This is a genomic window from Psychrobacter sp. NPDC078929 (assembly GCF_050267985.1).
Lineage (GTDB): Bacteria > Pseudomonadota > Gammaproteobacteria > Pseudomonadales > Moraxellaceae > Psychrobacter.
Window position 1 is genome coordinate 1 of record NZ_JBNNFX010000041.1, and the last position, 5,879, is coordinate 5,879.

Consider the following 5,879-nt stretch of genomic DNA (forward strand, 5'->3'; position numbering starts at 1 on the left):
GTTTGCGATAATCTAGGGAGTAAGTCATGGTTATTTATTGTGGTAATCGTTTAGTTGATTTATTTTATAACATTTTTGTGGTCAGGTGACTATATGCTTTTTATTGCTAATAATTAATCTTTAACAAAAAAATATGTTCTAAAAATAAAGAATATAATGAAAAAAATCTCATATTAAAGCTTTATTAAATTCAGTGATTAGTTCGGTAGTGCTGCGAAGATGGATGATTGCAAACACTACATGCATTAAACCTAGTTTTCGCGCAACGATTAATATCCCCATCCGCAGTACATCGGGAACAACACACTCGCCCACATACTCCACACTTTACGTCATACCAACCAGACTTATTAGATGTTTGCTCTGCAAGATGGTTTAACTCATCCTCAGCCGTAATTGCGTCAAGTTCGTCCGCAGGTTTGGCTCCTAGGTCGTTCTCTGAATGATGTTGCATTTCCTGTTTCATAGTATTAGCTCCATTATTTACAACCTGGATAAACAACATAAGAAGGTTAACGGAACCCTCTCTTATTTTAATAGCCAACTTTAAATATTTAATATAACGAATATATATAATATCACAAATAGATAGTATGCATATGCATATGAAAAGCATAATTTTTAAGTATACCCCACAGGAACTAGTCATCTCACCCTTTAAACCTATTAACAGACCACTTAAAACAGACTGATACAATGGAACCACTTATAACAGACTGCTAAACTCCTCATATTTATCAAGGCTAATTATGACCACGTACATACTAGACACCGAAACAACAGGGCTTGTTGAGCCACACATGACTGAAGCAGCCTACTCTATTGTTGAGATTAATAACGGCAAGGTAGATGTACTACAAGACCCAAGAGCTAAGCGTTTTAACCCACTGAAAGAAATCAGCTTGGGGTCTATGGCGATATCACATATATGTGATGAGGATGTGGCAGATGAGCCACCTCATACTGATTTTAGACTGCCTAACAATGTTGAGTACTTGATTGGTCACAATATTGATTTTGATATGGCAGTTCTCAAAAATGCAGGCGTATCTCATACACCTAAGTTGATATGTAGCAATGCTATGGCTAACTTCCTTCTTCCTACGCTTGAGAGCCATAAACTAGTATCCCTCCTCTATCACTTTCATCGAGATATAGCGCGTAGCCAGGCAAGGCATGCACATGCTGCCATTGCTGATATTTACTTTACTCAGCTGGTGCTTGGCAGTCTGATTGATTTGGCTAATAGCCAAGGTCATGAGATAAGTGATGTGAAAAGCTTATATGATTTTAGTCAAATGGCTCGTGTACCCACGCATCTAAGTTTTGGAAAATATAAGGGTAAGGCTATTTCAGATTTAGCCACTCATTCGGATGGAGCTGGATATCTAAAGTGGCTACTGAAACAGGATACGATTGACCTTTATTTAGCTGAAGCATGTGAGCAGGCGTTAGGGTTAGTATAAAATTACTTATACACTCGTTATCACTAAAAAAATCTAGGCAGCTAAGCTTATTGTAGAATAGGCTTAGCAGATTAGAATAATCCATTCAAAACCATCAGAAATTTCAAGCGATAAATCTTACTTTTCTACTCATCAATTAAGTACTTATAGATATCACTTCGAACCTCTGTATGCATATCAAACTCGACTTTCACCACAGAAACGCCAGAGATAGTGGTTTGTTCAAAGCTTTCAGCTCTTGGTGACATGTCGCCCATATAATAAAAGTCATTTCCTTCGTCGTTGTGTTTCTTAATAAATAAAGGAATACGAAATCCACTATGATGAGCTTTGAATAACTGTACTTCTGGACTGTTTAACGTTCGTCTCGATTTAAACATCCAACTAAATACAGACTCATTAATGAAGTCATCTTCATATTTTATAGTGTCAGCGATGTCCTCAGATTTATGATAGTTCACAAAGATAGCGCAATTGGTTTTATCTTGGCTAACCATATACCCACCAACGTTCTGCGCAACTGGATTTTGAAACCAATTTAAAATCCTAAAAACATCTTTACGTGAATACTTGCGATATAGCTGAAAACCATCAAAAAAATCAGACAGCTTGAACTGCTCACTGTACTTGTGAATAGCATAATCTGTATTATCTATTAAAAACTGCTCAAAAGTGGCGTTGGCTAAATAAACTAAGAAGTCAGGATGCCAACAGAACGTATCCTCTTTTAATTCAACCACATTAAAACCATAAATTTCACCTACAGGCTTTAATTCTTTTTCATGTTTTTCGGTCACAAAACCTAAGTTGAGGTTGTTAAGCACTGACGATACGATATCAGAGTTCATCTTATAACCGTATCGCTCTTTTATAATCAATGCCAAAGCATCAACCGTAACAACTTCTTCCGTAAGAAGAGCTTTTAGCACTAAGCTTTCTTCAATACGCTTGCTGTTATTAATGTCTTTTGAGAAGATACTAATCAGTTTTAGTTCGTTATCGTTTAAAGTCGGTAATGCATCTTTTTCTTGCTGCTTGGCAAAATGATAAAAAGATTTGGCATACTCCACATACGAGAAAGGATCGCGGGAACCATGACGAATAAAGTCCATCATCATAGGTGCGTAACCTAACTTATATTTAAGTAAGTTATAGTCTTTCAATAGATCTTTTTTGGTTTGTAGATTTGCAGTATCAATCGCTTGATAGATACGCTCTTTTGCAACTCTGTCAAAACTTACTGTGGACGAGCCTGGAATGAAACAACTTTCTCTAGCTAATAAGCGACGCAGTGTATCCTTGTTGTAGGACTCATCACCGTATAAAGCGATAGGTACCATGAAATTGTTTTTATAGTTACCAATAAAGTCGATGACGGTAAGATAGTCTTTATCTTGTGCCTTTCTTAGACCTCGACCTAGCTGCTGAACGAAAATGATTGCCGACTCTGTTGGCCGCAGCATCACAATCTGATTAATACAGGGAATATCGATTCCTTCATTGAAAATACCAACAGAAAAAATATAATCAAGCTTATATAATGGATTACAGGATTCTAAACGTTCTACTGCAAGATCACGTTGTTCTTCTGAGCTCTCTCCAGTCAATGCAATGGATGGTAAACCATGCATATTAAAGATCTCAGCCAAAGCCTTACATTCTTGAATATTAGAGCAAAATATAAGGCCGCGAACGTCACCATTGTCACAACCATAGCGATCGATATAATGAAGAATGTGCTTAACGCGATCTTCTCTGATAAGCAGATTGAGCATTGATGTGTCATCTACAGATTCGCCATCAATACTCAGATCTGTCACACCGTAATAATGGAATGGCGCTAAGATATCCATTTCTAGCGCTTTTTGTAAGCGAATCTCATAAGCAATATTGTGATCAAAAATCTCAAATACGTCACTATCATCAGTCCGCTCTGGGGTTGCCGTCATACCCAAAAGAAACTTAGGGGTAAAGTGATCCAATATTTTTTGATACGATGAGGCGCTAGCACGATGAGTTTCATCAATAACAATATAATCAAACGCATCAGGAGCAAACTTTGCTAAATGATTCTCTCTAGAGAGAGTTTGTATGGTTGAGAATATATAATCACTCTCAGAGTCCATTGCTTGACCACTATACAAACCAAACGTTTTGTCATTTTTAAAAATGGTTTGATAGGTCTGCAAAGCTTTTTTAGCTATGTTGGCACGATGAACAATAAACAGTAAGCGTTTAGGATTTACATTCAGTGCATCAAAGGTAGAAAGGTACGTTTTCCCGGTCCCAGTAGCAGAAATCAGTAACGCTTTGTTTTTACCCTCTGCACGTAAAGTAGCCAGATTCCCCAGTGCTTCTTGCTGCATCTTATTTGGTTCAATAGATTTTTCAGACTCCTGACTATGCTCTTGTTTTATTTGCTGAGAGAGCGCCTTGGCTTGTTGGTATAGTAGTTCGTAACGCTCAATAAAGTCGGATGTTACAGGCAATGCAGAGTCAAACTCTTTAGTGAATTCACGTATAGCTTGTTGAGAAAGAGAACCAAAGTTACTAGAGCTTACCTTCAAATTCCATTCTTTATTTGATGTCAAAGCGTTTGCTGTTAGATTGCTGCTGCCAATAATTAAATGATGGATATCGGATGAGCTAAATAGATATCCTTTCGCATGGAAATTAGAATCTATTGCAATTCGCACATCTAAATTTTTAAACTTCAGTAGTTCACGCAATGCTTCTGGTTGGGTGAAATTGAGGTACTGCGAAACAAGTATACGTCCAGGAATCTCTTTTCTTTCAAGTTCCATCAACTCTTGCTTTAGACAAGCGATACCACTGGTGGTGACAAATGCAACAGAGAACCAAAACTTATCGCAGAATTGCAAATGTGTATTAATTGAAGTTAAAACCTTTCTACCTTGACTATCATTAACTAGTAATTCTGGTTTAAAAGTATGCTTCGAAGCTCGCGTATGATCTATGAAACCAGAGACCAACGCATTTTGTAACTCTTGTATTTTATTGCTCATTACATAATAGCCTTTAGCTGCTCTACAATTGGAAGATCAGCAGCAGCCCAATCCAGTGTATCAAGCTCATTTACACCTAGCCAAAGCACTTGTAAATGTTCATTCAACAACAAAGCACGGCTTTGCGTATAACAAATGAAGCTGTGCATAATAATTTTAAAGTCTGGATACACATGCTCAACTGTTAGTAATAGGCGATCAACGCTAATCGACATATCAAGCTCTTCTCTCATCTCGCGAGCTAATGCTTGTTCTAGCGTTTCATCCCTTTCCAACTTACCTCCTGGGAACTCAAATTTCTCAGAAAGATAATCCAGCTTATTTTTGCAACGTTGAGCGCACAGTATTTCCCCATCATTAACAACAATGGCGGCAACAACTTCTATAGTCTTCATTTTAGTCCAGTAGATAATAATAAGTTTACTTATCAGCCCCTAAGCCTAGGCAGTAAACTAGGGTTAATAGTTCGTAGTTTTATACTTGGTTCTGGTGACCAGACTAGGTCCTCGTGTTCCACTGCTATTTGATAAGCCCACTGGCTGATTGTTTCAGAGCGAAGTTGATTGGTCGTAAAACCAATAATTTTTGCTTCCTGTTCAATCATATGGCCGTGTTGTTGATTGCGTTCTAGCCACTTTTCATAAAATAGCTCTTCAGCCAGATAATCACGCTTACTATTATTGCAGCTATGATCCGTAAGTACGAAGTTATGAGTCGTATCAATTGGATATTTCGACCAAGGAATAAAGTGATCAACTTCGATATTGTTTATCAAGGGTTTATGACAATAGAAGCACTGTCCCTGCTGAGTATCAATCAGTATAGGTATTAACACTTTTAGACCTTGGCGCGACTGGTTAAACAAGAACTGCTGTAAATCAATATCATCGCTAAAATGTATTTGGTTACGACTGTTCTTGCGTACGAACTCTGTCCAGTATTGCTGACATAGCTTATTAATTATTTTACTAAAGCGTGTAAAACAGTATGCAATGCCAGGCTTTAAAGTTACTACCTTTGATTTTGAGTCATAAACATATAAGAACTCACGACTAACTTTGTCTTCCGCACTTTGCAGATACCTTGCAGGGTACTTTTTGATAGTCGAGGAAATATCTTTGATAGTGGATTGCCATAGTTTGATATTTTGTGTGTGAGCTATAGCCAGACTGGTTGTCTTAGTTTTATGCTGCAAACCTAGAATGCTATTAATAACACTAGCCTGACCTGTTGTACTGCTTTGTCTGAGTACAGAATCACTACTTTGATCTGAGTATGGTAATGCTTGTGTCGGTAATCCCCCCAATAAATAAGAACACTTACAAATAGAGATTAACTGCTAAAATACACCAGCAGGAGAATCCTATGAAAAAGACACGCTTTAGCG

The 5,879-nt window shown here is 37.5% G+C and carries 4 protein-coding genes; 1 reads left to right on the forward strand and 3 read right to left on the reverse strand.

Annotated features, from left to right (window positions below):
* Positions 1–749 precede the first annotated feature (749 nt).
* Entirely contained in the window at positions 750–1,466 is a 717-nt protein-coding gene (locus ACQKCG_RS13595; protein ID WP_427585481.1) for a 3'-5' exonuclease, read from the forward strand.
* A gap of 125 nt (positions 1,467–1,591) precedes the next feature.
* Here ACQKCG_RS13595 and ACQKCG_RS13600 read toward each other — a convergent pair whose 3' ends face one another.
* Genes ACQKCG_RS13600 through ACQKCG_RS13610 form a run of 3 tightly spaced genes read right to left on the reverse strand, consistent with a single transcriptional unit; the run spans position 1,592 to position 5,798 of the window.
* A complete protein-coding gene (locus tag ACQKCG_RS13600; protein WP_427585482.1) occupies positions 1,592–4,492 on the reverse strand; it encodes a DUF3427 domain-containing protein in 2,901 nt (966 codons plus the stop codon).
* Positions 4,492–4,887, reverse strand: coding sequence for a (deoxy)nucleoside triphosphate pyrophosphohydrolase (locus ACQKCG_RS13605; RefSeq protein ID WP_427585483.1), 396 nt, complete (start codon positions 4,885–4,887; stop codon positions 4,492–4,494). Before ACQKCG_RS13605 ends, ACQKCG_RS13600 begins: the two co-directional genes overlap by 1 nt.
* 32 nt (positions 4,888–4,919) lie before the next feature.
* On the reverse strand, positions 4,920–5,798 hold the full coding sequence (locus ACQKCG_RS13610) for an HNH endonuclease domain-containing protein (protein WP_427585484.1): 879 nt from the start codon (positions 5,796–5,798) through the stop codon (positions 4,920–4,922).
* Positions 5,799–5,879 lie beyond the last annotated feature (81 nt).